Genomic DNA, 1,068 nt, shown 5'->3' with positions numbered 1-1,068 from the left:
CCCCGTACCTGGTGAACATGTACGGCATCACCGAGACCACGGTCCACGTGTCCGTGCGGGTGCTCGACGCCGACACCATCGCCGCCGCCACCGGTTCGGTGGTCGGCCGGGCCATCGCCGGTCTGCGCGTGTACGTCCTCGACGACCGCCTGCACCCGGTGCCGGTCGGCGTCGCGGGTGAGATGTACGTCGCCGGTGCGCAATTGGCGCGCGGCTACCTGGGCCGGCCGGACCTGTCCGCGGCCCGCTTCGTGGCCAGCCCCTTCGGTGCGCCGGGCACCCGCCTGTACCGCTCCGGTGACGTGGCCCGCTGGAACCGCTTCGGCGAGCTCGAATATCTGGGCCGCGCCGACGACCAGGTCAAGGTCCGCGGTTTCCGCATCGAGCTCGGCGAGATCGAGTCCGCGGTGCTGGCGCAGGCCGGGGTCGCGCAGACCGCGGTCATCGTGCGCGAGGACCAGCCGGGCGATCAGCGCATCGTCGCCTACGTGGTGCCGCAGGACGGTGTCGCGCCCGCCGTGGACGCCGTCCGCGACGGCGCGGCCGAGCTGCTGCCCGCCTACATGGTCCCGTCGGCCGTCGTGGTGCTGGACCGGATCCCGTTGACCGTCAACGGCAAGCTGGACCGTCGCGCCCTCCCGGCCCCGGCCGCGCAGGCGCGTGCCTTCCGCGCACCGGAGACCCCGACCCAGGAGACGGTCGCCGCCGTCTTCGCCGAGGTCCTCGGCCTGGAGCGGGTCGGCCTGGACGACGACTTCTTCGACCTGGGCGGCAACTCGCTCATCGCCACCCGTGTCGTGTCGCGCGTCGGCGCGGCCCTGGACACCACGGTCGCGGTGCGCACCCTGTTCGAGGCCACCACGGTCGAGGCCCTCGCGGCCCGCATCGAATCGCACGCCGACGGCGCCTCGCGCGCCAAGCTGACCGCCCGCGCCCGGATTCCGGGCGAGCTGGTGCCGCTGTCGTTCGCGCAGCAGCGCATGTGGTTCCTCAACCAGTACGACACCTCGTCGGCGGCCTACAACCTGCCGTGTCGAGTTCGCCGGTCAGGCGGATCGCCAGCGGCAG

1 protein-coding gene is annotated in these 1,068 nt (G+C 73.1%); it reads left to right on the top strand.

The window, feature by feature from the left end; translation table 11 throughout:
- Positions 1-17: 17 nt before the first annotated feature.
- Positions 18-1,068 (top strand): phosphopantetheine-binding protein (locus ACIRS4_RS38925; RefSeq protein ID WP_404205117.1); only part of this gene is annotated, 1,051 nt, incomplete at its 3' end.

This window comes from Streptomyces sp. NPDC101166 (assembly GCF_044768125.1).
GTDB lineage: Bacteria > Actinomycetota > Actinomycetes > Streptomycetales > Streptomycetaceae > Streptomyces.
Note: the sequence above shows the minus strand (reverse complement) of the source record. Positions and strands in the feature narration are given on the sequence as shown.